This window comes from uncultured Kluyvera sp., from assembly GCF_902485085.1.
GTDB classification, from domain to species: Bacteria; Pseudomonadota; Gammaproteobacteria; order Enterobacterales; family Enterobacteriaceae; genus Kluyvera; species Kluyvera ascorbata.
The window spans coordinates 12,968-39,465 of sequence record NZ_CABTJS010000074.1; the positions used below are offsets into that span (position 1 = coordinate 12,968).

Below are 26,498 nucleotides of genomic sequence, written 5' to 3' on the forward strand. Positions count from 1 at the left end.
TTGCCTTTAAACGGCGGGAGGGAACCCGCCGCCAATCAGGTTTTTCGCCCCACCACAAACGGGCAAGCCTGGTGACAGCCGTGTACTTTCCCCGCATACTGGGCATAGCTGCGTATTGAAACAGGACAAGAACCTCTGATAATGAATTTACAGCATCACTTCCTTATTGCTATGCCGTCCCTTCAGGATCCTATCTTCCGCCGTTCCGTGGTTTACATCTGCGAATACAACGACGATGGCGCGATGGGCATCATCATTAATAAACCTCTGGAAAATTTACAGATCGATGGCATCCTCGAGAAGCTGAAGATCACCGCTGAACCGCGCGATCCTGCCATTCGGCTGGATAAACCCGTCATGTTGGGTGGCCCGCTGGCGGAAGATCGTGGCTTTATTCTGCACACACCGCCAGCATCGTTCTCCTCAAGCATCCGCATCTCCGACAATACCATCGTCACCACCTCACGCGACGTGCTGGAGACGCTGGGCACTGAGCGTCAGCCAAATGACGTATTGGTGGCGCTGGGCTATGCCTCGTGGGAGAAGGGACAGCTGGAGCAAGAGATCCTCGATAACGCCTGGCTGACTGCGCCTGCGGATCTCAATATTCTGTTTAAAACGCCAATTGGCGAACGCTGGAAAGAAGCGGCTAAGCTGATTGGTATCAATATTCTGACCATGTCTGGCGCTGCGGGGCACGCATAATGAGTAGTGGAACACTGCTGGCTTTTGATTTCGGCACGCGCAGCATCGGCGTAGCCATTGGGCAACGCATTACCGGCACAGCACGCCCGCTGGCAGCGCTGAAGGCGCAGGACGGCACGCCGGACTGGAACCTGATTGCTCGTTTGCTCAAAGAATGGCAGCCGGAAACGGTGATCGTCGGTTTACCGCTCAATATGGACGGTACCGAGCAGCCGCTGACCGCCCGCGCGCGTAATTTTGCCAACAAGATCCACGGCCGCTTTGGCGTCGCGATTACGCTGCATGACGAAAGATTAAGCACCGTTGAGGCACGTGCCGGGCTGTTTGAACACGGGGGATTTCGCGCGCTGGATAAAGGTAGCGTCGACTCAGCGTCTGCGGTGGTGATTCTGGAAAGTTATTTCGACCAGGGTTTCTAGCGTGGCAGCCCCCGGGAAATGAATTCCCGGGAACAGACCTTTAGACATCGCTAAGTTGATATACGCAAACTGCGTATTCACAACCTGCGGTCATGCCTGAATTAGTGACGCAGATTTTCGTTCGCCCAGCTTACCGCCTGGGTTCTGTTTTTCACGCTGAGCTTGCGGAATACATTATACAGATGGGTACGTACGGTATTTTCACTGATGAACAATGCGCGAGCAATATCCATATTGGTCGCACCATGACGTAATTCATTCAGAATTTCGCATTCACGCTCGGTCAGAGGAACACTGTCATGAGTTTCTTCTGTATGTTCAACTGCATACATCGCCGGGTGCATCACGCTCAATTCAGCCGTCTGCTCGCCGTTTAAGACCGCTTTGACGCCCTCAATTAAGCGCGATTCTTCGTCGTCGTGACGGAAAACGCCGTACAATGCTGGCCATTGAGCCATTTCGTATAATTCATACTTCTGCGCGCTATTAATAATAAGCAGACGTGGAGAATCAAACTGGGTACGAATAATATCACGCCAGATACCGTTCAATTTCTTGTTAGATACCGCGATATCGAACAGCACCACAGTACCTTTGTTCAGGCGCTGCATCAGGGGTTTGTTGATGTTGTGGACATCTACAGAAACGGACAGTAATTCAGCAAGGTAGTTGGCAAATGCGTTTGCTTGTACTGACGGATGGGTGATTAGGATAATCTTGCGGGAATTAGATACACTCTCTGTTACTTCAAACATTTTGAAACTCTCCATAGTCAATATCCACCATCATGGTGTTTTATAAGTCAAAGCAAAGGTAAACCTAATACCATTAATAATAAGGACTCATCAAGAAGTGAAATAATATTTCATAAGATTAGTCCTAATTACCCAAATAGAATAGAACGAAGAACCAAGAAGTGTCAAAAGAATATCAACCTTTTTTTGTAAGCCTACGCAACATAATGTAATTAGGTCATTACAAATAACTCATCCTAAAGGATTAGATAAAACCATCATATTAGAATAAAAATAGTATGACGTTAGAAAAATGTTTTGTTAACCATCACTCGCAAATTACAAAAAAACACATTCATGCAACAGTATAAATAATTATATTTACAAACCAATTTTTAAGCATAATTAATGAAGTGGTATCTTTCAAAGAATAAGAAACGCATCACATTATTAATGTATATATTGTGGTAGGCGAAAATGTTTCAGAATAAGAGTAGATTTATCTACCAGAAGTCGGGGTGAAAATTATACTCCCTTCGCAAAGTTATAGCATCCCGGCTTTTACTCTTTGTTGATAGCTCTGGCTAAAAGTCTGCATTCCACTCTGTAACCCGGTTTGCATCACGCCAGCAAGCTGATGCGTCTTACCTTCACGAATCAGGTTGCCGACGGCCGGCGTGTTAATCAGCATTTCAAACAGCGCAACGCGCCCTCCGTGTTTATCCGGCTGCAGCTTTTGGGATAGCACCGCGCATAAACTGCTCGCCAGTTGATTACGCACCGGATCTTTTTCCTGCGCGGGAAACACGTCAATCAACCGTTCGATAGCCTGAGCAGCCCCTCGCGTGTGCAGCGTTGCCAGCACCAGATGCCCGGTTTCCGCAGCCGTTAGCGCAAGCCGAATGGTGTCGCTGTCACGTAGCTCACCCAGTAGAATCACATCGGGGTCCTGACGTAGCGCTGCCCGTAGCGCCTCGGAAAATGAGGAGGTGTGCAGGCCAACTTCCCGCTGATGTATCAAACAGCTTCCGCTTTCATGCAGAAATTCGACGGGGTCTTCAAGCGTCACAATATGCCCGGCAAGCTGATGATTGAGGTGATCAACCATCGCGGCGAGCGTGGTTGATTTGCCGCTACCGGTGGACCCCGTCACCAGAATCAGCCCGCTCTCTTCTCGCAGTAACTCCGCGAGTGCTACCGGCGTGTGCAGTTCATCAAGCCTTGGGCAATGTGTTGATAACAGCCGCAGTACCAATGAAACCCCGCCGCTATGGGCAAAGGCGCTTGCCCTCAGGCGCGGGCAACCGGTAAGGGAGAGCGCAAAATCAAGCTGTTGGCGCTGCTGCCACTCGCGCCGCTGTGTTTCACTTAACCATGCATCCAGCAGTATTTGCGGCTCAGGCGACGGAAATGGCGCAATTAACAGCTGACCGGCCTGGCGCCAGCGTGCCATCCCGCTGCTACATAGGTGTAGATCCGATACGTTATGCTTTACACTAAGCGACACCATTTCTTGTATATCCATAGACCCACCAGCACATATGAACGATATTGCGCATAACCTGGCACAGGTCAGGGAGAAAATCTCAGCGGCAGCAGCACGTTGCGGTCGGGATTCAGAAGAAGTTACGCTGCTTGCAGTGAGCAAAACCAAACCTGCGAGCGCGGTCGAAGAAGCCGTCGCCTCCGGGCAGCGTGCATTTGGCGAAAACTATGTTCAGGAAGGGGTGGAAAAGATCCTCCACTTTCGTGAAAAAGGCGTTACATCACTGCAATGGCACTTTATCGGCCCGTTGCAGTCCAACAAAAGTCGTCTGGTTGCCGAGCATTTCTACTGGTGCCACACCGTCGATCGCCTCAAGATAGCAACACGTCTTAGCGAGCAACGTCCGCCAGAGATGCCACCGCTTAACGTGCTGATTCAAATCAACATCAGCGATGAGCAGAGCAAATCCGGTATTCCGTTGGACGCCCTGGATGCCCTGGCCGCCGACATTGCCGCGCTGCCAAACGTCCGCCTGCGCGGCCTGATGGCCATTCCGGCTCCGGAAACAGAGTACGAGCGGCAACTTGCCGTCGCTCAACAGATGGCAGCCGCGTTCGCGCGGCTGAAAGCAGACTACCCAACCGTCGACACATTATCTCTGGGTATGTCTGACGATATGGAAGCCGCCATCGCGGCGGGTAGTACAATGGTACGCATCGGCACCGCCATTTTCGGTGCGCGTGATTACACAAAAAAATAAGGAACCTCAAGGAACGCCATGAAGACGTTGACCTTCCTGCTCTCGACAGTTATTGAACTGTACACAATGGTGCTACTGCTGCGCGTCTGGATGCAGTGGGCGCGCTGTGATTTTTACAACCCGTTCTCGCAGTTCGTGGTGAAGATAACTCAGCCTATCGTTGGCCCACTGCGCCGCATCATTCCACCGATGGGGCCGCTGGACAGCGCTTCGCTGCTGCTGGCGTTTATCCTGTGCGTTATCAAGGCCATCGTGCTGTTTATGGTCATCACCTTCCAGCCGATCATCTGGATCTCGGCGGTGCTGATTCTGCTGAAAACCATCGGCCTGCTGATCTTCTGGGTTCTGCTGCTGATGGCCATTATGAGCTGGGTCAGCCAGGGCCGTAGCCCGGTGGAGTTCGTGCTGATGCAGTTGGCCGATCCGCTGCTGCGCCCTATCCGCCGACTGCTCCCGTCCATGGGGGGCATCGATTTTTCCCCAATGATACTGGTGCTGCTGCTGTACGCTGCCAATATGGGCATCGCTGAAGTTCTGCAGGCGACCGGCAATATGCTGCTGCCAGGGCTGTGGATGGCGCTATGAGTGCCATCACTCCTTGTGATGACGGGCTGGTACTGCGGCTGTATATTCAGCCAAAGGCCAGCCGTGACGCGATTGTCGGGGAGCATGGCGACGAATTAAAAGTCGCCATCACCGCCCCACCCGTTGATGGGCAGGCTAATGCCCATCTGGTGAAATTTCTCGCCAAACAGTTTAAGGTCGCCAAAAGCCAGGTCATCATTGAGAAAGGTGAACTGGGGCGGCATAAACAGGTTAAAATTATTCATCCGCAAAACATTCCTTCGGGCATCGCTGCCCTGACAAATTAGGATATCCCATGCAAAAAGTTGTCCTCGCTACCGGTAACGCCGGTAAAGTGCGCGAGCTTGCCTCGCTGCTCGCTGATTTTGGTCTTGATATCGTTGCCCAGACCGAGCTTGGCGTAGAATCCGCCGAGGAGACCGGGCTGACCTTTATTGAGAATGCAATCCTCAAAGCACGCCATGCCGCACAGGTGACGGGCCTGCCGGCAATTGCCGATGACTCCGGCCTCGCCGTTGACGTGCTTGGCGGCGCGCCGGGTATCTATTCCGCCCGCTATTCCGGCGTGGATGCCAGCGACCAGCAAAACCTGGAAAAACTGCTGGAGACGCTGAAAGACGTACCGGACGACCAGCGTCAGGCGCAGTTCCATTGTGTGCTGGTGTATATGCGCCACGCGGAAGACCCAACCCCACTGGTGTGCCACGGTAGCTGGCCTGGCGTGATTACACGCGCAGCGGTAGGCACCGGCGGCTTTGGCTACGATCCCATCTTCTTCGTGCCGTCGGAAGGGAAAACCGCTGCCGAACTCACGCGCGAAGAGAAGATTGCTATCTCTCACCGCGGTCAGGCGCTGAAGCTGTTACTGGAAGCCATGCGTAATGGTTAATCTGCCCCCGCTGAGTCTCTACATTCATATCCCGTGGTGCGTGCAGAAATGCCCGTACTGCGATTTCAACTCGCACGCGCTCAAGGGTGAAGTGCCGCACGACGACTACGTCCAGCATCTGCTGAGCGATTTAGACGCCGATGCCGCCTGGGCACAGGGACGTGAAGTGAAGACCATCTTTATCGGTGGCGGTACGCCGAGCCTGCTTTCAGGCCCGGCGATGCAGACCTTGCTCGACGGCGTGCGTGCGCGCCTGAATCTGGCAAGCGACGCGGAAATCACCATGGAAGCCAACCCTGGTACCGTCGAAGCAGACCGCTTTGTGGAGTATCAGCGCGCGGGGGTGAACCGCATCTCCATCGGCGTGCAGAGCTTCAGCGACAGCAAGCTGCAGCGGCTGGGGCGTATTCACGGGCCGGAAGAGGCTAAGCGCGCCGCGCGTCTGGCAAGCGGGCTGGGGCTACGCAGCTTCAACCTCGACCTGATGCATGGGCTGCCGGATCAATCGCTGGAAGAGGCGCTGAGCGACCTGCGTCAGGCCATTGAGCTTTCACCGCCGCACCTCTCCTGGTATCAGCTGACCATTGAGCCAAATACGCTGTTCGGCTCTCGCCCACCGGTATTGCCGGACGACGATTCGCTGTGGGATATCTTCGAGCAGGGCCATCAGCTTCTGACCGCCGCAGGCTATCAGCAGTATGAAACCTCGGCCTACGCTAAACCGGGCTATCAGTGCCAGCACAATCTCAACTACTGGCGCTTTGGTGACTATCTCGGTATTGGCTGCGGCGCACACGGTAAGGTAACCTTCCCGGATGGGCGCATTCTGCGTACGGCGAAGACCCGTCACCCGCGCGGTTATATGGAAGGGCGCTATCTGGAACGTCAGCATGACGTCGAAAATGCGGATAAACCGTTCGAGTTCTTTATGAACCGTTTTCGCCTGCTGGAGCCAGCCCCACGCGCGGAGTTCAGCGCCTACACCGGACTCGATGAAAGCGTAATCCGCCCGCAGCTTGATGAAGCGCTGGCGCAGAATTACCTGACCGAGTGCGAGGAGTATTGGCAGATTACCGAGCACGGGAAGCTGTTTTTGAACTCGCTGCTGGAGTTATTCCTCAGCGAATAAAGAAAACTATATATTTGCCGTAATTAATAACGGCAAATATATACCTCATTTGTTCCGAACTCCCCCAATTCATTTTAACGAATACCTTCCTGCCGATCGCTCAGGATCAGGGGATGGGCCCGGTACATTTCGGGATCATAAGACAGGCTTACGGAATGACGCCCTCTTTACGCATTTTCGCCACGCCTTCCCGCCAGAACGTTTCATCGCGTTGCAGCTCGTAATTGCTCGACTCCAGCACCACCATCTGCCCGCGAAGTGACTCGCGTTTTTTCTGCAACGGCGCCACTTGTTTATCTTTCTCCGCCATGATGGCTTTGTTCTTTTGATCTATCAGATTGTGCTGACGATAATATTCCTGCTTTTGCTCCTCAAGCGCCTTATCGCTCGCGGCACGAATCGGTTTGTCATCGCAAACCGCTTTTTTCTGACAAGCGATCAGCGCGGGTTCGAAAACGTTGATGTAGTACTGATTGGCAAATTTGTTCATGTCATTTTTACGATCCACCGCATACACTTCTGCGTTTAGTGCATGCTGCACGGCATCCCGGTCAAGCGACTTACCGTTGGCATCTTTGCCCCAGGACTGTTTTATTTGTTCATCTAACGCTTCAACCTCTTTTTTCAGCGACGCATACTGCGCTTGCTGTTTTTCCACCTGGACCTTGCTTACGGAGAACTGGGCATCAATCTTCGCAAACTGCGCCATAAAACCGCTGTCGTTAACCACCAACGATTTACTCAAATCCTCCTTTTCGCTAAACGGCCTGCCCGAATTTTTTGCCGCCATTTGCATCGAAAAAAAGGTGGTTCTCCAGCCGGAGGCGGGAGTGCCTACGGCGGTCATCATTGCGGAAAATTTGACCGGATGGCCTTTAGTCCAGGTACGTTCATAGAACAGATAGTCCCCAGCGCCACCCACGACACTGTAGAGATTATCGGTGGCTATCATATCACCTTCCACAGAGTAGGTGGCTTGATTGCCTACGGCATCAAGAGGATGCAGCTTCAGATTATCCATCTGCATCATACCGCCAGACTGTTTCGCAAACTGCTGTTTGATAACATCATCAGTAGGGACATTACTATCGGCAAGCGCATGAAGAGCAAAACAGCTCAGCAGCAACATCCCGAATTTCCAGGCGAGTTTCATCGGCAAATTCCTTTTTATGAGTGAGAGGACATCATACGGAATCTGCGAAGGAAGGAAGGATAAACGAAATCTGATTCTGGCTACCCGCGAAAAGCAGGCAGCCAGTTAAGAAGGGGTTATTTCAGGGTGCCCACCAGCGCCTTGCGGCTCTCTTCCAACGACACCACGCGGCCACAAACGTCTTTACCGAAAGCCTGGAAATCAGCTTCCTGGTTTTTCCATTCGTTCTGAATGGCCGTCTGCAGACCACCTAAGCTCCCCAGCACGCCCTGAAGCGGGTTACCGCCGCCTTTCAGCACGGCCTTGGCGCCCATTTCATTGATGCTATCCTGGAGAATACCGCCCATCGCCTGGTTCACCAACTGCTGGCCATCGGCGCGAACTTCGTCGATAGCTTTGTAGTGGAAGGTCAGGCCGTCGGTGCGGTGTTCAATAATGCGGTTCATCTGTTCTTTGAGCTGAGCATCAAGCTTGGTCAGACGACCGCGCATATTGCTGCTCTCACCCACTTCTTTGGCGATGATTTTATCCAGCGCTACGCGGCCTTTTTCAACGCGGCTGCGAGCCCCGTCGTCAATCCACGGCAGCGCGCTACGCAGTTCGGTCTGGTAATCTTTCGCCTGCTCGCGCTGGGCAGCACTCAGCGTGTAGACCTTACCGTTGTAGGTCACATCGCCGGTTGGGGTAATCACCAGGTTACCGTTTTCACCTTTCACCTGCACGGTTTTCGGGCTAAGAACGACGTCATCGCGGGGGGTTACGCTGCACTGGTAGTCAGCATGGGCGGACATCGCCGTGAAGGTTAAAACTGCCGTCAGCAGCGTTTTGCGCATCATCACTTTCCCTTAATACAAATCGGGCCAGCGAATGCTGACCCTATATGCTTTATTAGTCCCACCAAACGTCGAAAAGTTCGCTGGTGCGGACCTCTTCGTACTTACGGTCTTCCAGCCATTTGCGGACCAGAGCCTGGTGTTCTTCGGTGCATTTACCGATTTCCTGGGTGCAAATCAGACCTTCCCAAGCCAGATAGCCGCTGCCGTCAAAGGCCAGTTTGTTCGGCTCGATCACTTCATCGATAAACCGGTCGACTTCCTGATCGATCTGCTCTGCGCTGGTGCCTTCCGGGAAACGCCATGCAACGGAGAAGCCAATTTCCTGAAACTCATCGATGTGCATTTTTTTACGCAAACGACGGCTACGATTCTTTGCCATTTTATTTCACCCTCTCGAACATTAAATCCCATACGCCGTGGCCAAGACGATGGCCACGCTGTTCAAATTTGGTTACCGGGCGTGATTCCGGGCGCGGTACATAGTCTTTACTTTCAGACAGGTTCTGATATCCGTCAATGGAGGACATCACTTCCAGCATGTGTTCCGCATAGGCTTCCCAGTCGGTTGCCATGTGGAACACGCCGCCCAGCTTCAGTTTGCTTTTTACCAGCTCGGCAAAAGGTACCTGAACGATACGGCGTTTATTATGACGCGCTTTGTGCCATGGGTCAGGGAAAAAGAGCTGCACCATGTTCAGGGAGTTGTCCGGGATCATCTTGTGCAGCACTTCGACCGCATCGTGGCACATTACGCGCAGGTTATCGACGCCCTCTTCGTGCGCGGATGCCAGGCATGCGCCCACGCCCGGTGAGTGCACTTCAATACCGAGGAAGTTCTGCTCCGGACGCGCTTTGGCCATTGCCACCAGCGAAGCGCCCATCCCAAAACCAATCTCCAGCGTGACTGGCGCTTCGCGGCCAAACAGGGCGGCGAAGTCGACAGGCTCTTCGCTGAATTCAACGCCCATCACCGGCCAGTAGTTTTCCAGCGCGTGTTCCTGCCCTTTTGTCAGTCGCCCCTGGCGACGAACAAAACTACGAATGCGGCGCAGTGGGCGGCCGTTTTCATCAAAATCCGGTGAAATGACGTCGTTCTTCATAAAAATTAAGTCTGCTTGTGAGAGTGTTCGGGAAACGGGCATTATCCAAAGTTAGTTGCCGGATGCAAGCACCGGAAAGTTCCTGTTTACAGCATAGTACCGCTGTGCTGCAATCTGGCCCCCTAATAGTACGATACTGGAAGCTCAGCTTTGACCATGCAAGCGTCTCAATTTTCAGCCCAGGTGCTGGACTGGTACGACAAATACGGGCGTAAAACCCTGCCCTGGCAAATTGAAAAGACGCCTTACAAAGTATGGCTGTCTGAGGTAATGCTGCAACAAACGCAGGTTACCACCGTCATTCCTTACTTTGAACGGTTTATGGCACGTTTTCCAACCGTAACCGATCTCGCCAACGCACCGCTCGACGATGTGCTGCACCTGTGGACCGGGCTCGGCTACTACGCCCGCGCGCGTAATCTGCATAAAGCCGCGCAGCAGGTCGCTACGCTTCATCAGGGGCGCTTCCCGGAAACCTTCGATGAAGTGGCCGCGCTGCCGGGCGTTGGGCGTTCCACCGCTGGGGCGATTTTGTCGCTGTCACTCGGCAAGCATTTCCCGATTCTCGACGGCAACGTGAAGCGCGTGCTGGCACGCTGCTACGCCGTGGGCGGCTGGCCGGGTAAAAAAGACGTTGAGAAAAAGCTGTGGGATATCAGCGAACAAGTAACGCCCGCGATTGGCGTATCACGCTTTAATCAGGCGATGATGGATCTCGGCGCGATGGTCTGCACCCGCTCTAAGCCGAAGTGTTCGCTCTGCCCGCTGGAGAACGGCTGCGTCGCCACAGCGAATAGCAGTTGGGCGCAGTATCCGGGCAAAAAACCTAAGCAGACCATCCCGGAACGTACCGGCTATTTCCTGATGATGCAAAACGACCGCGACGTCTTTCTGCAGCAGCGTCCGCCCAGCGGGCTGTGGGGCGGTCTATACTGTTTCCCGCAGTTTGAAACCGAAGAGGCGCTGCGAGACTGGCTGGAGGCACGGCGCATCCCTACCGATACGCTGACCCAGCTTACCGCTTTCCGCCACACTTTCAGCCATTTCCATCTGGACATTGTGCCAATGTGGCTTACTGTGTCCTCATTCACGTCATGCATGGATGAAGGCAGCGCTCTCTGGTATAACTTAGCGCAGCCGCCCGTCGTTGGGCTGGCCGCACCGGTTGAGCGCCTGTTGCAGCAGTTACGCGCCGATTCACTCGTTTAGCGAGCGGCGTCATAAGAGGATTGATTATGAGCAGAACCATTTTTTGTACTTTCCTGCAGCGCGATGCCGAAGGACAGGATTTCCAGCTCTATCCGGGCGACCTGGGTAAGCGTATCTATAACGAGATCTCGAAAGAAGCCTGGAAACAGTGGCAGCAGAAGCAGACCATGCTCATCAATGAAAAGAAACTGAACATGATGAACCTGGAGCACCGTAAGCTTCTGGAAGAGGAAATGATCAATTTCCTGTTTGAGGGCAAAGATGTGCACATTGAAGGCTACACGCCGCCTGAAAAACAGTAAGGGCCCGACGGGCCTTTAAGACAACCACAACACGCGCTCCCGGAATAATGAAAAAATTACTCGCTCTGGCACTGATAGCGCCGTTGCTGGTCTCCTGTTCCTCGAATAAGAAAGGCGATACCTATAACGAGGCGTGGGTAAAAGACACCAACGGTTTTGACATTCTGATGGGGCAGTTCGCCCATAACATTGAAAACATTTGGGGCTTCAACGAAGTTCTGATTGCAGGGCCGAAGGACTACGTTAAGTATTCCGACGGCTATCAAACCCGTAGCCACATCAACTTCGACGCCGGTACCATCACCGTTGAAACCATCGCTGGCACCGACCCCGCAGTTCGTCTACGTCAGGCCATCGTCACCACGCTGTTAATGGGCGATGATCCAGGCTCGGTCGACCTGTACTCCGACGCCGACGATATTCAGATTTCCAAAGAGCCGTTCCTCTACGGACAGGTTGTCGATAACACCGGCGAAGCCATTCGCTGGCAGTGGCGCGCCGAGCGCTTTGCCGACTACCTGCTGCAAACGCGGATGAAAAAACGCACCAGCGGCCTGCACATTATCTACAGCGTGACCATTAATCTGGTGCCAAACCACCTGGATAAGCGTGCGCATAAATATCTGGGCATGGTGCGTCAGGCGTCCCGTAAATACGGCGTCGACGAGTCGTTAATTCTGGCGATTATGCAGACCGAATCTTCCTTCAACCCGTATGCGGTCAGCCGTTCCGACGCGATGGGGCTGATGCAGGTGGTGCAGCATACCGCCGGGAAAGATGTGTTCCGTTCGCAGGGGAAATCCGGCACGCCGAGCCGTAGCTTCCTGTTCGATCCGGCCAGCAACATCGACACCGGTACCGCCTATCTGGCGATGCTGAGCAATGTCTATCTGGGCGGTATCAGTAACCCAACGTCACGTCGCTATGCGGTGATCACCGCCTATAACGGCGGCGCGGGTAGCGTGCTGCGCGTCTTCTCCAACGATAAGGTTCAGGCGGCGAATATTATCAACAGCATGGCACCAGGCGATGTTTACCAGACCCTGACCACCCGCCATCCGTCTGCTGAATCACGCCGCTATCTGTACAAGGTGAATACCGCGCAGAAGAGCTATCGTCGTAAGTAATTATTTTCACACGCTCCAGCGCTCTCATCCCGAATCCACCGGGATGAGAGTGTATCCCCATCGTCCTTCTTCATAAAAATGTTACTTTTGTCACTAAATCGTTTTGCAAAGTAAAAATAATTGCAAAATTATGCGGCGCTTAACAATGTCTCACCATCCACGTTGATAGAATCAGCGCAAATAACGCCTCTGAATGTTATCCAAGCAACACACCACGCCAAATTTTGTGAGGAAAGTAACATGAATTTAAAGCTGCAGCTTAAGATACTGTCGTTCCTGCAGTTCTGTCTTTGGGGGAGCTGGCTCACCACGCTCGGCTCATACATGTTTGTCACGCTTAAATTCGACGGCGCAGCTATCGGCGCTGTTTATAGTTCCCTCGGTATCGCTGCCGTCTTTATGCCAACGCTGCTCGGCATCGTGGCGGATAAGTGGATCAGCGCCAAATGGGTTTACGCCTTCTGCCACCTGGTCGGGGCCGGTACGCTGTTTATGGCGGCCGAAGTCACCACACCGGGGGCGATGTTCTTTGTAATTCTGCTCAACTCGCTGGCCTATATGCCAACGCTGGGCCTGATTAACACCATTTCTTACTACCGCCTGAAAACGGCCGGTATGGATATCGTTAACGATTTCCCACCGATTCGTATCTGGGGCACCATCGGCTTCATTCTGGCGATGTGGGCAGTGAGTTTCTCCGGCTTCGAACTGAGCCATATGCAGCTGTACATCGGTGCTGCGCTGTCGGTCGTGCTGGTGCTGTTTACCTTGACCCTGCCGCATATTCCGGTTTCTAACCAGCAGCAGAAACAGAGCTGGAGCAGCATGCTGGGGCTGGATGCATTCGCGCTGTTTAAAAATAAGCGCATGGCGATTTTCTTTATCTTCTCCATGATGCTGGGCGCAGAACTGCAAATCACCAACATGTTCGGCAACACCTTCCTGCACAGCTTCGATAAAGACCCGCTGTTTGCCACCAGCTTTATCGTGCAGCACGCCTCGGTGATGATGTCGATTTCGCAGATTTCCGAAACCCTGTTCATCCTTACCATTCCGTTCTTCTTAAGCCGTTACGGCATCAAGAACGTGATGCTGATTAGTATCTTCGCGTGGATGCTGCGCTTCGGTCTGTTCGCCTACGGCGACCCAACGCCATTCGGCACCGTGCTGCTGGTTCTGTCGATGATTGTTTACGGCTGCGCCTTCGACTTCTTCAACATCTCCGGTTCGGTGTTCGTAGAGAAAGAAGTTCGCCCGGAAATTCGCGCCAGTGCGCAGGGTATGTTCCTGATGATGACCAACGGCTTCGGCTGTATCCTCGGCGGCATGGCGAGCGGGAAGGTTGTTGAGATGTATACCGTGGACGGCATTACCGACTGGCAGAGCGTGTGGTTAATTTTCGCCGGGTACTCTCTGGTTCTGGCGGTGGCGTTTGTTGGGCTGTTCAAATACAAACATGAACGTACGCCTGCCGGTGTACAGACGGTTGCCCACTAAGTTTCCCACCAACGTAGCCCGGCGTCGCTTTGCTCGGCCGGGCTACTATATCTTCGATAGCACCCATCCTACTGACAGCAAATCTGCGCTGCCGCCGGGGCTTAAATTCCGTGTAATCAGCGCGTTATCCATTGCAATCAGCGCGCCTTCATCCCAACCGTTTTCCAGTAAATCGTGGGCGTAATCCTGTACGTAGCGCAGACCGTTCATTCCACCGCGCGAGACCAGATTACTGTCTGGGTTCACCGCCATTAAACGCAGCAGCAGCGCGTGCAGTTGGCGACGATTCCAGCCCGACAGCGCCTTGCGAACCGTGGCGAATCCGCTCTCTGCTTCCCCCCGCGCTCCTGTCAGGCCAAACTGATGAAACTGGCGCTCGCCCGCGGTCGCCTGCGATGAACGGGCTGCCAGCTCTCGCTCAACCAGGCCACGGCAGATATCGCTCACTTCACTGCACAACCGCTGCGGGTTTACTTCACCTAATCTCCCCGCGGCAAAGCAAAGCAGCCCCAGCGCGAAAATGCCGCCTTTATGGGTGTTCACGCCGCCGGTTGCCGCGTACATAGCCTGTTCACAGGCAATCCCCATCGGGCGAATCATTCGCAGTTGCTCGCTCGCAGGAAGATGCGCGTGCTTCTCACCCAGCTCCGTAAACCGAGAGAACCACGGGGTAATAGCCGCAATACTGCGAACAAACAGCGCGTGGTCCATATCCCGGTGCGCGCCGTTGTTGTATTTATCCACCAGCCCCGGCTTTGGAGTCAGCTCCAGCTCCTGCCACAGCGCCTCTTCCGCCAGCGCCGCGATGCACGTGGCGTTGGATTTAGTCGCGAATAAACCAGTCATCAATCATCTTCTCCACGCAGCCAACCACCTGCTCAAGCGGATGCTTACGCGAGCGAGAGCAGGCATGCGCCGGTTCATCGCAAATCAGGCAGCGTCGCATATGGCTCCCCAGCGATAAGCGCCCCACGTGTCCGGCCTGTGGGCAAATTACGTCGAGATCCCACAGCCGCCCTAGCGGATGGCTCTGTTCCAGCGCCGCGCAGTGAGCTTTGATTTCCGGTGCCTGATGCGCCACGCACCACATAGCTTCCGGCCCGGTAGGCAGCCAGAAGACCTGGCGATCCAGCACCTGCCAGCCGTTTTGCCACAGCATTTGATCGCACATTTGTAGCGCCACACCCATGGTATTGCGATAGCGCAGGCTGTTTTTAACCGCCCCCGGCGTCACCAGGGTCAGGGAAATAATCGGCTGTTGATAATGCGTTAGCCAGTCAGCCTGACGCGCCGCGCGGCTCTCTTTCGCCGCCAGCAGCGCCTCCAGGCTGACACCCGTCTGCACGGGTGTCGCGGTGGTCATGATGTTACTCCTTCACCTGACGTACGGTGTCAATCACGCTGCCGTCGCGATAGCGGATGACCCCGACAATTTTATCGGTAAACTCAATGGGCTTCGGCAGGCCGGTCAGTGAAACCGCACGGTCGTACAGCGTTTCGATATCCACCACCTTTAACCCGGCCGCCATCAGCCGTTCGCGGATCTCCGGACGTGCCGGATTGACCGCAATGCCGTGGTCGGTGACCAGTACATCAATGCTTTCCCCCGGCGTCAGGCGCGTAGTCACCCGCTTCACCACCGTCGGAATACGGCTACGCAGCAGCGGGGCCACCACGATGGTCAGGTTCGCCGCCGCCGCAACATCGCAGTGGCCGCCTGACGCGCCGCGCATCACGCCGTCGGAACCGGTAATCACGTTAACGTTGAAGTCGACGTCAATCTCCAGCGCACTGAGAATAACCACATCAAGCTGGTCACAGCAGGCTGCCTTACTACCGGGGTTGGCGTAAACGTTAGTCGAGATCTCCACGTGGTTAGGGTTACGCGCCAGCGACGCCGCCGCCTGGCCGTCAAAACATTGGGTATCGAGTAGCTTTTCAATCAGCCCTTTTTCATGCAGATCCACCAGGCTGCCGGTAATACCGCCCAGCGCGAAGCGGGCGGTTACGCCGCTGCGCTCCATCTTCTCTTCCATAAAACGGGTACAGGCGGTCGCCGCCGCACCGGAGCCGGTCTGCATGGAGAAGCCAGGCTTGAAGTAGCCGGAGTGTTCAATAACCTCCGCCGCATCGCGGGCAATTTTCAGCTCACGCGGGTTACTGGTGACGCGCGCTGCGCCAACGCTGATTTTCGCTGGGTCGCCGACGCTTTCAACCTGCACAATGTAGTCCACCTGATCCTGCACCAGGCTGGCGGGCATATTCGGGAACGGCACCAGCTCTTCGGTCAACAGCACCACCTTGCGAGCAAAGTGTGCGTCTACCATGGCGTAGCCCAGCGAACCGCAGCAGGACTTGCCGTGCGTACCGTTGGCGTTGCCAAACTCATCGCTGCACGGCACGCCGAGAAACGCGACGTCTATCTGTAGCTCGCCGTCCTGTAGCAGCTTCACGCGGCCACCGTGTGAATGGATTTGTACCGGTTCGTCCATCAATCCATGAGAAATAGCATCCGCCAGCTTGCCGCGCATACCGGAGGTGTAGATACGGGTGATCACGCCGCTTTCGATGTGTTCAATCAACGCGTCGTTGCAGGTCATCAGCGAACTGGAGGCCAGCGTCAGGTTTTTAAAGCCCATCTGCGCAAGCTTCGCCACGACGTTATTGATAACCCGGTCGCCCTCGCGGAACGCGTGATGGAAGGAAATGGTCATGCCGTCTTTAAGACCGCTGCGCACCACGGCTTGCTCAATCGAGTCGCACAGTTTGCGGTGATGTTTTGCGTCGATGTCGTTCAGCCACGGCGTCGCGCTATGAGCGGTATCAAAAGGTTTAAGCGCCCGCAGATGGGGGAAATTCACGTGAAGAAGTTCTGTCTGATTCATTGTTTTATCCTTAACGACGCACGCCGGAAGCCGCCGCGCGCTCCAGCACCCGCTGCGCGTGGTCAATAATCGGCGCATCCACCATTTTGCCGTTGAGCGACACGACGCCCAGCCCGTTGCGCTCGCCCTCTTCCGCAGCTTCAATCACCCGCTGCGCGTGGTCGACTTCCTGCTGCGTTGGCGCGTAGGCGTTGTGTAAGAGGTCAATCTGTCGTGGGTTAATCAGCGATTTACCGTTAAAGCCCATCTTGCGAATCAGCTCCACTTCCCGCAGGAACCCGGCTTCATCGTTAACGTCTGACCACACCACGTCGAAGGCATCAATATGGGCCGCGCGCGCAGCGTGCAGCACGGCGCAGCGGGCGTAAAACAACTCGGTGCCGTCGCCGCGTTCGGTCTGCATATCCATCACGTAGTCAAACGCCGCCAGCGCAATGCCGATAAGCCGTGGAGAACTGCGGGCAATCGCTACGGCGTTAATCACGCCAATCGCCGATTCAATGGCCGCCATTACGCGGGTGGAACCCACTTCGCGCCCGCACTCACGTTCAATGCGTTCAAGGTGGCCTTCCAGCTCGAAGATATCGTCCGGGGTATCGGTTTTCGGCAGACGAATCACGTCAACACCGCCGCGAACCGCCGCTTCCAGATCCAGCAGGCCAAACGGCGTGCTTAATGGGTTAATACGGACGACGGTTTCAATGTCCTGGTACATCGGATGCTGCAAGGCATGGAAGACCAGCAGGCGCGCGGTGTCTTTCTCACGCAGCGCCACCGCGTCTTCAAGGTCGAACATAATGGAGTCGGGGCGATAGATAAACGCGGTGGAGAGCATGGCGGCATTGGCGCCCGGCAGGAACAACATACTGCGGCGAAGTTTGCTCATCACAGTTTCTCCCAGGCAATCTGCTGCGTGTCAGTTGCGCGTAACACCGCACTTTGCAGACGGGCGCGGATAACACAATCCAGCGCGCCTTTATCTTCGACGATAACCAGCCCTTGCTGCACGCCCATCGTGCGCAGGGTTTCTTCGACAACCTGGCGAATTTGCTCGCCAAACTGCTTCATCACTTCACTGTGGATGACAATCTCCAGCTCGCCGTCGGCGGGGGCGATTTTCACCATCAGGTCGCTGGACTCCTGCGTTCCGGCCAGCGCCTCCCTTACGATTTTCATGATTTAGTCCTGATAGTTATGCGACTTCCGCGCTGTAATGCGCTTCTAAATGCGCGAAAGTGGATGCCGGGACAATGTCCCGGATTCGAGAAAATTGCTGCGTTTTCAGTAAGCGGCGAACTTCCGATGCCGAGATGGCGTTTCCCGTCACCTTAATGCGCGGGATCTCTACCACCGTGATGTCGTCCTCGAGCAGCGCGTGCAGCGTCTGGTTGTACTGGCGGGTGACATCGCAAAACGGTTCGGAGCCGATAAAACGATGGGTAACGCCCAGCGCCGGGGCGATGTTATTGCGGAACAGCAGCACGTCGATTTCGCTCCACGCCTGCTGCACCTTGCCGGACTCTTTCAGGAAGTAGGCCGGGAAAGTGGCGCGGGAAATGATGTATTGCGAGCCCTCATGCACCGTCACGTTGGGCAGATGTGCCACGCCAGCACGCACCATTTCCAGACGCGCCTGGAACGGGAAGAACGACGCGTCTTCGCGCACCACAAACAGGTGCAGCCAGTCGCACTGCGCCGCCGCCGTTTCCACCAGATGACGATGACCGAGGGTGAACGGGTTAGCGTTCATCACGATAGCCCCCACCTTTTCCCCCGGCTTGCGTTTCTGGCTGAGCGCTCGGCAGTAACGCTGGATCCCCTGCGGGGTGTTTTCCATCAGCACCGCGTTGTTACCGCTTTGGGCTATCGGCCAGAAACCGCTGCGGGCAAAGCGCTCTTTGTTGCACGGGCGCGTGCAAAGGAAAAGGTGGAAATGGCCAAGGGCCAGCGCCACGTTTTCTACCTCTGCCAGCAGGCGGGCGCTGAGGTTAGCGCCGCGCTGGCGTTCATCGACCGCCACGCACTTAATAACGTTCGCCGCCAGACCCGCACAGCCCACCAGCGTTTCCCCGGACCAGGCTTCAACAAACAGCGAAATGTCGCTGTCCATCCCGAGACCGCTGTCAACCAGCAGCGAACGAATCGAATCTAAACGTTCCGGATGTTCCGCTACCTGGGTAACCCGGAAATCGAAAGTGGGTTGCGTGTGCATCGTGCCGCCTTACTTAGTGCGCTGCCGTCAGCGTGTTCGCTGGCGCTTCCATGATGATGTTGCTGAGATGGCCGATGTGCTCAATTTCCACCTCAATGCGGTCGCCTTCCTGCATAAACAGCGGCGGGTTACGCTTTTTGCCGACGCCGCCAGGGGAACCGGTGATGATCACATCGCCGGGGCTCAGGCGAGTGAAGGTGCTGATGTATTCAATCAGCTCCGCGACCTTGTGGATCATGCTGCTGGTGTTATCGTCCTGCACCATGCGGCCGTTCAGCCAGGTGCGGATGGCAAGCTGGTGCGGGTCGGGAATTTCATCCGCCGTAGCCATCCATGGGCCGAACGCCCCGGTCTGACGCCAGTTTTTGCCCGCGGTAAACCACGTGTGCTGCCAGTCGCGGGCGGAGCCGTCCATATAGCAGCTGTAGCCTGCCACGTGGCGCAGCGCCTCTTCACGGCTGATGTTTTCACCGCCTTTACCGATAATCACCGCCAGCTCGCCTTCATAGTCAAACTCACGCGAATGGCGCGGCTTCAGTACCGGTGCGTTATGCGCCGTCTGGGAATCCGGGAAGCGGACAAACAGCGTCGGTGCCGGATTGTGCTGGTCAAACTCTTTGCGTTTTTCGGCGTAGTTCATGCCCACGCAGAGGATCTTTTCCGGGTGTTCAATCACCGGTAAAAAGGTCACGGCGTCCATCGGTACGTCCACGGCATCGTTTAGATAGCGCGTGGCATCCGCCAGGCCGTTGCCCTCCAGCAGCGCCTTCAGGTCAGCGTAGCGGTCGCCGAGACGGCGGCCTAAATCAATCATCCCTTGGGTCTTTACGATGCCGTAGCTGCGTACGCCCTGATAGATAAAGCTTGCGAGTTTCATTATTCAGTCCTGATTAAACGAGGAAGTTGCCCAGCACCAGCAGCGAGATGGAAACGTTAATCGCGCCGCCGATACGGGTTGCAATCTGTGCGAACGGCATCAGGCTCATACGGTTACCGGCGGTCAGAATGGCCACATCACCGGTACCGCCCTGGCCGCTCTGGCAGCAGGAGACGATGGCGACATCAATCGGGTGCATGCCGATTTTTTTACCGACGAAGAAGCCGGTGGCGACCAGCGCCGAAACGGTGCTGACGATGACCAGCAGGTTGCTGATGGTGAAAGCGTTAACCAGCTCCTGCCACGGGGTGATAGCGACGCCCACAGCAAACAGAATGGGATAGGTCACGGAGGTCTGGAAGAATTTATAAACCACCTGAGAACCTTCCAGCAGACGCGGAGAGGCGGCGTTGCACAGCTTCACCAGCACCGCCATGAACAGCATGCCGACCGGCGCTGGCAGGCCAATCAGTTTGTGACCCAGCATCCCCAGCATATAGAGCAGGACTGCCAGCAGCGCGCCGGAGGCAATGGTGGTAACGTCGGTTTTACCCGATACCGTTGGCTGCGAAGATTGCGTATCCGCGTTAGCGCGGTTTGGCATCAGCTGGCCTTCGCCGGTCAGGTGTGGATAGCGTTTGCCCAGTTGGTTGAGGCAGCCGGAAATAATGATGGCAGTCAGGCCGCCAAGCATGACCATCGGCAGTACGCGACCAAGCGCCACGCCCTGATCCATATGCAGCAGCGTGGCGTAACCGATAGACAGCGGAATCGCCCCCTCACCTACGCCACCCGCCATAATCGGCAGAATGATAAAGAAGAAGATCTGGAATGGCTCGAGGCCCAGCGCCATACCAACGCCCATACCGACAATCATGCCGACAATTTCGCCGCACAGCATCGGGAAGAAGATGCGCAGGAAGCCCTGAATCAGCACCGTACGGTTCATGCTCATGATGCTGCCAACGATAATGCAGCAGATATAGAGATAGAGAATGTTGGTCGATTTATAGAATTTGGTGGTCGACTCCACGACAACGTCCGGCAGCAGGCCGTAATACACCATCGCCGAAGGAATGAAGGTGGCGCAAATCGCCGCCGCGCCCAGCTTGCCAACAATCGGCAGGCGCTTACCAAACTCGCCACAGGCAAAACCAAAAAACGCCAGTGTCGCCACCATCACCACGATATCGCTCGGCAGTTTGCCACCTAAGCAATCAATGGCGATGAGTACCCCAGCCAGCAGAAACAGCGGCAGCGGAATAATGCCAACTTTCCAGGTATCCATAATATGCCACCAGCGTTCTTTAAGCGCCGGACGCTGAATTTCTATCGGATCGTGGGTAACAGAGAATGAATCATCAGTTGTGCTCATAATGAAGCCCTTTTGGTTATTTTGTGTGTGTAGTCTAAGGGCTTAAAGGCTTACTTTATGTGAGTGAAAGCATATTAAAACCGAAGTTTTAATGGCACCTATGGTTTTAATGGTTTCTTTTATTTAATGTGATTAATGCCTTATTTATAAGCGTGGTTTTTATGGTTTCTTTTCTAAATTGCACAAATAAATAACATTTATTAATTTAACCTTAATTAAACCCGCTTTTCAGAAAATTCCCTGTCAGGGCGCGGCTGTGCAAGGGATCACAAGTTTCCGGCAAACAGGCTGGCATCGTCAAAAAAGATGATATATTGGCGGAATTCGTTGCGGCCCTGCGTGAGAGTAATGAAAGTATCATTCCAGATAAAACTGTTTATTTCGCTGGTTGCCTTTTTCTCGGTGCTGTTTGCGCTGCTGGGTAGCTATTATTATATCGATATGGGTAGACAGCTCTATCAAGAGATGAGTGGTCGCGCCAAAATACAGGCGGAAGAAATTGCCATCATCCCAAGTCTACGGAAACAGGTTGCCGATAAAAACATTCCTGCAATCCATGATTTTATGCAGCGATTAGCCGCACGAAGCGACGCCAGTTTTATTGTCATTGGTGATAATGAAGGCCGGCACCTATTTCATTCGGTATTTAACGATCGGGTGGGTACCACGCTTGTCGGCGGCGATAACGAAGAAGTGTTACGGGGTAAAAGCACCACCACTATTCGCCAGGGCGGGTTGGGCATTTCGCTGCGCAGCAAAGCGCCTATTTTTGATGATAAGGGTAAGGTGATAGGGATTGTCTCCGTCGGCTATCTCACCAGCTACCTCGACAGCATAACCGTCAACAAGGTGGTGAATATCCTGATTGCCGCTGTCCTGCTGCTGCTGGCGCTGTTCATCTTCTCGTGGTTCTTCACCCGCAGTATTAAAAAGCAGATTTTCTCCCTCGAGCCCCGTGAGATAGGGCTGCTGGTGCGCCAGCAAAAGGCCATGATGGAGTCTATCTACGAAGGCGTTATCGCCATTGACGATAACCTGCGCATTGAAGTGATTAACCAAGCGGCCAGAAAGCTGCTTGGCCTCAGCCTTCCGGCGCGTCATCTGCGCGGACAGCTGATTAGCGATGTCATCGCCCCGATGCCGTTCTTCAACCGCGACACCATGCTAAAGCAGGACACCCACGATGAGATTTGCCATTTTAACGATCTGACGGTCATCGCCAGCCGGGTAAGGATCATGATGGAAAATTCGCTTCAGGGTTGGGTAATCACCTTCCGCGATCGCAACGAAATTGACTCTCTCAGCGCCCAGCTAAGCCAGGTAAAACGCTACGTTGATAACCTGCGCATCATGCGCCATGAACAGCTCAACCGGATGACCACCCTCTCCGGGCTATTGCATATGGAGCGCTACGACGAGGCCATTCGCTTTATCCAGGCCCAGTCAGAGCACGCGCAGGAGTTGCTAGACTTTATCTCCTCACGCTTTAGCTCACCGACGCTGTGCGGCCTGCTGCTGGGGAAAGCCGCTCGCGCCCGCGAAAAAGGCGTCGCGCTACGCTTTGACCCCGGTTGCCTGATGGACAGGCCGTTTGTCCCGCTGGCGGAGTCCGAGGTGATTTCCATTATTGGTAATCTGCTGGATAACGCCATCGAAGCCACGCAGCGCGCCCCGCTTCCGCATGAACCCGTAGAGGTGATGATCAAACTGAACGATCGAGAGTTAATTATCGAGGTCGCCGATCAGGGGATCGGCATTAAACCGGAGATCCGCGAGCGGATATTTGAACGCGGGATCACCACCAAAACGCGGGGCGATCACGGGATTGGGCTGTACCTGATCGAGAGTTATGTTACCCAGGCTGGCGGTTTAATCGAAGTTGCCGATAACACGCCACGCGGCACGATTTTCTCACTGTTTATTCCGGCAACGGGAACGGCCCGGTGTACCTCACAGGAACTGGAAGATACCGACTATGCAACATGAACTTATCGATGTACTGATCGTTGAAGATGAAAATGAACTGGCACAGCTGCACGCGGAGCTTATCAGTAAACACCCGCGCCTGCGGCTCGTCGGCGTGGCCTCTTCGCTGGCGGACGCTCAGGCGCAGCTCGAAAGCAAGCAGCCGCAGCTTTTACTGCTGGATAACTATCTGCCTGACGGCAAAGGAATTACGCTCATCAGCAACCCAATGCTGGTGCAGGCCAACTGCTCGGTGATTTTCATTACCGCCGCCAGCGACATGGACACCTGTAGCCTGGCGATTCGCAACGGCGCCTTTGACTATATTCTCAAGCCGGTATCATGGAAACGTCTTAGCCAATCGCTGGAACGCTTTGTGCAGTTCGCAGAGCAACAACGGGTATGGAAAATCGTCGACCAGCAAAACGTCGACTCGCTCTACCAGCTCCAGGCCAAAAATTATCGCCAGGACAGCGGCAGCAAAGGTATTGAGGAGAAAACGCTGGGATTAGTGCAAAAGCTATTTAACGACCAGGCCGCACACTGCTTCTCGGTGGATGAGGTCGTCAGCGAAACGGGTTTGAGTAAAACCACCGCCCGCCGCTACCTGGAACACTGCGTAGAAGCGGGCTTTTTAAGCGTGGAAATGCTGTACGGCAAGATTGGACACCCGCGCCGGATGTACCGACGCAGCGCCGCATAACCCCTCACCCGCGGGATGAGGGGCCTGCTTTATTTCAGTACATAGCCGAACAATCGGCTGATACCGTCGGCATCCTTCTCGCTGTACACCCCCTGAAGCTCCGGCGAGAAGCCGGGCAGCAGGTTCACCCCTTCTTCCAGCGCCAGGAAGTAGCGCTGCACCGCGCCGCCCCAGATTTCCCCCGGCACCACGCACAGCACGCCCGGCGGGTACGGTAGCGCACCTTCGGCGGCAATACGCCCTTGTGCTTCGCTGATGCGCACCAGCTCCACGTTGCCGCGAATAAACTCGCTGTTGGCATCCTGCGGGTTCATCACTACCGCAGGCAGGCTGGCTTTGCGGAACATCGCCTTTTGCAAATCCTTCACGTCGAAACTGACGTACAGGTCGTGCATCTCCTGGCACAGTTCACGCAGGGTGTAGTCGCGATAGCGCACCGGGTATTTGTTGTAGATGGTCGGCAGCACGTCGGCCAGCGGCGTGTCGTCTTCAATATGCTGTTCGAACTGGCCGAGCATCGCCACCAACTGCGCCATTTTCTCGGCGGATTCTGCTGGCGTCAGCAGGAAGAGGATCGAGTTGAGATCGCACTTCTCCGGCACGATGCCGTTCTCACGCAAGTAATGCGCGAGGATCGTCGCCGGAATACCGAACTCGGTGTACTCTCCGGTTTGTGCATCAATGCCCGGCGTGGTCAGCAGCAGCTTACAGGGATCGACGAAGTATTGATCCTGCGCGTAGCCTTCAAAGCCGTGCCAACGTGCACCTGGCGCAAAGCTAAAAAAGCGACGTTCACTGGCGATGGTTTTAGTTGGATGATCCTGCCACGGGCGACCGTCGACGATCGGCGGGATAAACGGCTGGATCATCTTGCAGTTCGCCACAATCGCTTTGCGCGCCTCAATGCCCAGCTCGACGCACTCCGCCCACAGTCGGCGGCCGCTCTCCCCTTCGTGAATTTTGGCGTTCACGTCCAGTGCCGCAAACAGCGGGTAGAACGGGCTGGTTGAGGCGTGCAGCATGAAGGCGTTGTTCAACCGCTTGTGCGGGCAGAAGCGCGCCTGACCACGAATGTGATTGTCTTTTTTGTGGATCTGCGAGGTTTGCGAGAACCCGGCCTGCTGTTTGTGCACCGATTGAGTGACAAAAATCCCCGGATCGTTTTCGTTAAGATCCAGCAGCAGCGGCGAGGTGTCCGCCATCATGTCGATAAACTGCTCGTAGCCTACCCACGCGGAATCAAACAGGATGTAGTCGCAGAGGTGGCCGATTTTATCCACCACCTGACGGGCGTTGTAAATCGTGCCGTCGTAGGTGCCAAGCTGAATAATCGCCAGACGGAACGGGCGCGCATCATCGGCTTTCTCTGGTGCTACTTCGCGGATTTGCTCGCGCAGATAACTATCGTCAAAACAGTGATCATCAATGCCGCCGATAAAGCCGAACGGGTTACGTGCCGCTTCCAGGTAGACCGGCGTCGCCCCGGCCTGGATCAGCGCGCCGTGGTGGTTAGATTTGTGGTTGTTGCGATCGAACAGCACCAGGTCACCGCGGGTGAGCAGCGCGTTGGTCACCACCTTGTTGGCCGCTGAGGTGCCGTTCAGCACAAAGTAGGTTTTATCGGCGTTAAACACCTTCGCCGCGAACTTCTGCGCGTGCTTGGCTGAGCCTTCGTGAATAAGCAGATCGCCGAGCTTCACGTCGGCGTTGCACATGTCGGCACGAAACACGTTCTCGCCAAAGAAGTCATAGAACTGACGTCCCGCAGGGTGTTTTTTAAAGAACGCGCCGTGCTGATGGCCTGGGCAAGCAAAGGTACTGTTGCCCATCTCAACATACTGGGTCAGGGTGTCGAAGAATGGCGGCAGCAGGTCTTCCTCGTAACGAGAGGCCGCCGCTTCCAGCTCCAGCCACTCCTGCTCTTTTCCACTAATAACCGCATTCACGCCTTCTGGCGTGCTGATAGCGTCCGCCGTCAGCACGAAGACCGGCAGGTTAAAGCCGGTCCGTTTGAGTAATGCCAGGATGCCGCTGTGGCTGTCCGCCACCGTAATGACGACTGCTGCCACATCGGTAAAGTCGGTGCCGTCCAGCGCCACCACGCGACGATGGGTTGAGAGACGGGAAACCAGTTCGCGACTGGCAGCAATGTGCATTGATTTCATAAGCGCAACGACCCACTCAGGGAGAGTAAAAGCCCCGGACAAAGCCGCTGGCTTTGCCCCATAAAGCGTCTGGGTGCAACTGGGTTACAGCTCCGACCGCCAGACATCAGTAAAAGCAGACATGGTCTAATCTTACTGTTGTCCTGCAGTGAGCGTGCGTTGGCTTCACCGCATGGTGGGCAATGAGGAAGGGGCAGACCGTCGCGAGCAGGCGAAGTGGCATTGGCGATGTAATGGCAAAGATGTCATTGCAGGCGGCCCCGATTCAGAAAAGGAGAAAATTCGCGCAATCATGGCACCATTAGCCAGGGGGTGCAAGACGAAATTTTTATGCACTAATACCACGGAGAAACAAGCACTGAACCGATTAATCAGTCCATAATAA

General features: G+C 54.9%; 28 protein-coding genes. 13 read left to right on the plus strand and 15 right to left on the minus strand.

Going from position 1 to position 26,498, the window contains the following annotated elements; translation table 11 throughout:
* Positions 1-141 precede the first annotated feature (141 nt).
* Both RDN66_RS08335 and ruvX read left to right on the plus strand, forming a co-directional pair.
* Positions 142-705: a YqgE/AlgH family protein gene (locus tag RDN66_RS08335; protein WP_035892024.1), complete on the plus strand. Its 564-nt coding sequence runs from the start codon at positions 142-144 to the stop codon at positions 703-705.
* A complete protein-coding gene (ruvX, locus tag RDN66_RS08340) occupies positions 705-1,124 on the plus strand; it encodes a Holliday junction resolvase RuvX (protein ID WP_035892025.1) in 420 nt (139 codons plus the stop codon). The genes RDN66_RS08335 and ruvX overlap by 1 nt, the downstream gene beginning before the upstream one ends.
* 101 nt (positions 1,125-1,225) lie before the next feature.
* Here the strand turns inward: ruvX and RDN66_RS08345 are convergent, their stop codons facing one another.
* Both RDN66_RS08345 and RDN66_RS08350 read right to left on the minus strand, forming a co-directional pair.
* Positions 1,226-1,879: a LuxR C-terminal-related transcriptional regulator gene (locus RDN66_RS08345; RefSeq protein WP_035892026.1), complete on the minus strand. Its 654-nt coding sequence runs from the start codon at positions 1,877-1,879 to the stop codon at positions 1,226-1,228.
* Between the two features lie 523 nt (positions 1,880-2,402).
* Complete coding sequence (locus RDN66_RS08350; protein ID WP_202217196.1) at positions 2,403-3,383, minus strand: type IV pilus twitching motility protein PilT; 981 nt, start codon at positions 3,381-3,383, stop codon at positions 2,403-2,405.
* 16 nt (positions 3,384-3,399) lie between these two features.
* Between RDN66_RS08350 and RDN66_RS08355 the strand changes: the two genes are divergently transcribed.
* Genes RDN66_RS08355 through hemW form a run of 5 tightly spaced genes read left to right on the plus strand, consistent with a single transcriptional unit; the run spans position 3,400 to position 6,707 of the window.
* Positions 3,400-4,104, plus strand: coding sequence for a YggS family pyridoxal phosphate-dependent enzyme (locus RDN66_RS08355; protein WP_308537769.1), 705 nt, complete (start codon positions 3,400-3,402; stop codon positions 4,102-4,104).
* An 18-nt stretch (positions 4,105-4,122) separates the two neighbouring features.
* Entirely contained in the window at positions 4,123-4,689 is a 567-nt protein-coding gene (locus RDN66_RS08360; protein WP_035892029.1) for a YggT family protein, read from the plus strand.
* Positions 4,686-4,976 (plus strand): DUF167 family protein YggU, encoded by a 291-nt coding sequence (yggU, locus tag RDN66_RS08365; protein ID WP_035892030.1) that lies wholly within the window; start codon positions 4,686-4,688, stop codon positions 4,974-4,976. The genes RDN66_RS08360 and yggU overlap by 4 nt, the downstream gene beginning before the upstream one ends.
* Before the next feature lie 8 nt (positions 4,977-4,984).
* Positions 4,985-5,578, plus strand: a complete 594-nt coding sequence (locus RDN66_RS08370) for an XTP/dITP diphosphatase (RefSeq protein WP_202217195.1) — start codon at positions 4,985-4,987, stop codon at positions 5,576-5,578.
* Positions 5,571-6,707 (plus strand): radical SAM family heme chaperone HemW, encoded by a 1,137-nt coding sequence (gene hemW, locus RDN66_RS08375; RefSeq protein WP_123652546.1) that lies wholly within the window; start codon positions 5,571-5,573, stop codon positions 6,705-6,707. The genes RDN66_RS08370 and hemW overlap by 8 nt, the downstream gene beginning before the upstream one ends.
* A gap of 148 nt (positions 6,708-6,855) precedes the next feature.
* Here hemW and RDN66_RS08380 read toward each other — a convergent pair whose 3' ends face one another.
* The 4 genes from RDN66_RS08380 to trmB form a co-directional block, all read right to left on the minus strand.
* A complete protein-coding gene (locus RDN66_RS08380; RefSeq protein ID WP_308537770.1) occupies positions 6,856-7,860 on the minus strand; it encodes a DUF1202 family protein in 1,005 nt (334 codons plus the stop codon).
* Positions 7,861-7,976: 116 nt separating this feature from the next.
* The gene (locus RDN66_RS08385; protein WP_202217194.1) at positions 7,977-8,696 is read right to left on the minus strand and encodes a DUF2884 domain-containing protein; all 720 of its coding nucleotides are present in this window, start codon (positions 8,694-8,696) and stop codon (positions 7,977-7,979) included.
* Positions 8,697-8,748: 52 nt separating this feature from the next.
* Positions 8,749-9,075, minus strand: a complete 327-nt coding sequence (locus RDN66_RS08390; protein WP_035892034.1) for a YggL family protein — start codon at positions 9,073-9,075, stop codon at positions 8,749-8,751.
* A gap of 1 nt (position 9,076) precedes the next feature.
* The gene (gene trmB, locus RDN66_RS08395) at positions 9,077-9,796 is read right to left on the minus strand and encodes a tRNA (guanosine(46)-N7)-methyltransferase TrmB (protein WP_123652543.1); all 720 of its coding nucleotides are present in this window, start codon (positions 9,794-9,796) and stop codon (positions 9,077-9,079) included.
* Positions 9,797-9,952: 156 nt separating this feature from the next.
* On the opposite strand from trmB, the gene mutY reads away from it, so the two are divergent.
* The 4 genes from mutY to RDN66_RS08415 all read left to right on the plus strand — a co-directional run bounded on the left by mutY (position 9,953) and on the right by RDN66_RS08415 (position 13,931).
* Positions 9,953-11,005, plus strand: coding sequence for an A/G-specific adenine glycosylase (gene mutY, locus RDN66_RS08400; RefSeq protein ID WP_202217193.1), 1,053 nt, complete (start codon positions 9,953-9,955; stop codon positions 11,003-11,005).
* A gap of 26 nt (positions 11,006-11,031) precedes the next feature.
* Positions 11,032-11,307 carry an oxidative damage protection protein gene (locus RDN66_RS08405; RefSeq protein WP_035892037.1) on the plus strand — a complete coding sequence of 92 codons (276 nt, stop codon included), beginning with the start codon at positions 11,032-11,034 and terminating at the stop codon, positions 11,305-11,307.
* Between the two features lie 47 nt (positions 11,308-11,354).
* Positions 11,355-12,434, plus strand: a complete 1,080-nt coding sequence (gene mltC / locus RDN66_RS08410) for a membrane-bound lytic murein transglycosylase MltC (RefSeq protein ID WP_202217192.1) — start codon at positions 11,355-11,357, stop codon at positions 12,432-12,434.
* Positions 12,435-12,674: 240 nt separating this feature from the next.
* Positions 12,675-13,931: a nucleoside permease gene (locus tag RDN66_RS08415; protein ID WP_123652540.1), complete on the plus strand. Its 1,257-nt coding sequence runs from the start codon at positions 12,675-12,677 to the stop codon at positions 13,929-13,931.
* Positions 13,932-13,976: 45 nt separating this feature from the next.
* Here the strand turns inward: RDN66_RS08415 and citG are convergent, their stop codons facing one another.
* From citG to RDN66_RS08455, 8 genes are read right to left on the minus strand one after another with little or no spacing between them, the layout of a single operon-like run.
* A complete protein-coding gene (gene citG / locus RDN66_RS08420) occupies positions 13,977-14,777 on the minus strand; it encodes a triphosphoribosyl-dephospho-CoA synthase CitG (RefSeq protein ID WP_202217191.1) in 801 nt (266 codons plus the stop codon).
* Positions 14,755-15,294 carry a citrate lyase holo-[acyl-carrier protein] synthase gene (gene citX, locus RDN66_RS08425; protein WP_035892042.1) on the minus strand — a complete coding sequence of 180 codons (540 nt, stop codon included), beginning with the start codon at positions 15,292-15,294 and terminating at the stop codon, positions 14,755-14,757. Before citX ends, citG begins: the two co-directional genes overlap by 23 nt.
* Before the next feature lie 4 nt (positions 15,295-15,298).
* Entirely contained in the window at positions 15,299-16,816 is a 1,518-nt protein-coding gene (gene citF, locus RDN66_RS08430; protein WP_308537771.1) for a citrate lyase subunit alpha, read from the minus strand.
* Between the two features lie 10 nt (positions 16,817-16,826).
* The gene (citE, locus tag RDN66_RS08435; RefSeq protein ID WP_035892044.1) at positions 16,827-17,702 is read right to left on the minus strand and encodes a citrate (pro-3S)-lyase subunit beta; all 876 of its coding nucleotides are present in this window, start codon (positions 17,700-17,702) and stop codon (positions 16,827-16,829) included.
* A complete protein-coding gene (citD, locus tag RDN66_RS08440; protein WP_035892045.1) occupies positions 17,702-17,992 on the minus strand; it encodes a citrate lyase acyl carrier protein in 291 nt (96 codons plus the stop codon). Before citD ends, citE begins: the two co-directional genes overlap by 1 nt.
* Before the next feature lie 16 nt (positions 17,993-18,008).
* Positions 18,009-19,028, minus strand: a complete 1,020-nt coding sequence (gene citC, locus RDN66_RS08445; RefSeq protein WP_202217189.1) for a [citrate (pro-3S)-lyase] ligase — start codon at positions 19,026-19,028, stop codon at positions 18,009-18,011.
* A gap of 13 nt (positions 19,029-19,041) precedes the next feature.
* The gene (locus RDN66_RS08450) at positions 19,042-19,905 is read right to left on the minus strand and encodes a fumarylacetoacetate hydrolase family protein (protein ID WP_035892048.1); all 864 of its coding nucleotides are present in this window, start codon (positions 19,903-19,905) and stop codon (positions 19,042-19,044) included.
* A gap of 13 nt (positions 19,906-19,918) precedes the next feature.
* Entirely contained in the window at positions 19,919-21,280 is a 1,362-nt protein-coding gene (locus tag RDN66_RS08455) for a 2-hydroxycarboxylate transporter family protein (RefSeq protein WP_035892049.1), read from the minus strand.
* Positions 21,281-21,628: 348 nt separating this feature from the next.
* On the opposite strand from RDN66_RS08455, the gene RDN66_RS08460 reads away from it, so the two are divergent.
* Both RDN66_RS08460 and RDN66_RS08465 read left to right on the plus strand, forming a co-directional pair.
* A complete protein-coding gene (locus RDN66_RS08460) occupies positions 21,629-23,266 on the plus strand; it encodes a sensor histidine kinase (RefSeq protein WP_035892050.1) in 1,638 nt (545 codons plus the stop codon).
* On the plus strand, positions 23,256-23,948 hold the full coding sequence (locus tag RDN66_RS08465) for a response regulator (RefSeq protein ID WP_035892051.1): 693 nt from the start codon (positions 23,256-23,258) through the stop codon (positions 23,946-23,948). Before RDN66_RS08460 ends, RDN66_RS08465 begins: the two co-directional genes overlap by 11 nt.
* 29 nt (positions 23,949-23,977) lie before the next feature.
* Here the strand turns inward: RDN66_RS08465 and RDN66_RS08470 are convergent, their stop codons facing one another.
* Complete coding sequence (locus tag RDN66_RS08470) at positions 23,978-26,113, minus strand: ornithine decarboxylase (RefSeq protein ID WP_202217188.1); 2,136 nt, start codon at positions 26,111-26,113, stop codon at positions 23,978-23,980.
* Between the last annotated feature and the right edge of the window lie 385 nt (positions 26,114-26,498).